Source organism: Xylophilus sp. ASV27, from assembly GCF_016428875.1.
GTDB lineage: Bacteria > Pseudomonadota > Gammaproteobacteria > Burkholderiales > Burkholderiaceae_C > Xylophilus.
This window is the reverse complement of record NZ_JAELTO010000250.1, coordinates 1-871: the sequence shown is the minus strand read 5'-3', so window position 1 is coordinate 871 and position 871 is coordinate 1. Positions and strand designations below refer to the sequence as shown.

The 871-nt window shown below is 67.3% G+C and carries 1 protein-coding gene and 1 pseudogene; one reads left to right on the top strand and one right to left on the bottom strand.

All coding sequences use genetic code 11. The features are described 5' to 3' along the window. Positions 1 to 526 (top strand): EAL domain-containing protein (locus tag JHD63_RS22710; protein ID WP_198973060.1); only part of this gene is annotated, 526 nt, incomplete at its 5' end. A 74-nt stretch (positions 527 to 600) separates the two neighbouring features. Here JHD63_RS22710 and JHD63_RS22705 read toward each other — a convergent pair. Further along, positions 601 to 871 (bottom strand): annotated as a pseudogene (locus tag JHD63_RS22705) (methyl-accepting chemotaxis protein); the annotation flags it as partial.

Genomic DNA, 871 nt, shown 5'->3' with positions numbered 1-871 from the left:
CCTCTCGACCGCGCAGCTCGGCGACCCGGAGGTGCTGGACTTCCTGCGCGGCTTCATCGCGCGCAGCGGCACCGACCCGCGCCTGCTGGAACTGGAGATCACCGAGACCCAGCTCATGGAGTACGTCGGCGCCGCCGGCGAAGGCCTGGCCGCGCTGCATGCGCTGGGCGTGCGCTTCTCGATCGACGACTTCGGCACCGGCTATTCGAGCCTGACCTACCTCAAGCGCTTTCCGATCGACAAGCTCAAGATCGACCGTTCCTTCGTGCAGGGACTGCTGGCCAACACCACCGATCTGGCCATCGTGCGCACCATCATCGGCCTGGGCCACAACCTGGGCCTGGGCGTGGTGGCCGAAGGCGTGGAAACCCTTGAGGTGGCGCAGCAGCTCAAGCACATGGGGTGTGACGAACTGCAGGGCTACTACTTCGCACGCCCCATGCCGGCCGACGCGCTGGAGGGCTGGCTGGCCAGCCACGCGCAGCCGCAGGCAACGCCCGCCGCCGTGATGGCCAGTACACGATGAAATAGTGATTTTTGAACAAAAAATGCCTGAAGCCCAGGCAAGACCTGGGCTTATAGCTATCAATTAAATAGCAATCAGGCGCGCGCCAGCAAGCTCAGCGGCGGCCGATCGTCACCGCCGGCCCCGAGCCGGAACATGCCGACCGCGCCCGCGAGCTGCCGCGCCTGCTCGCGTAGGCTGTGCGCGGCCGCGGCGCTCTCCTCCACCAGCGCGGCATTGCGCTGGGTCATGCGGTCGAGCATGCCGACGGCGCCGTTGACCTGCGCAATGCCCACGCTCTGCTCGGTGGCGGCCGCCGTGATGTCGCCGGCCATCTCGGTCACGCGCCGCACCGAGCGCAGGATG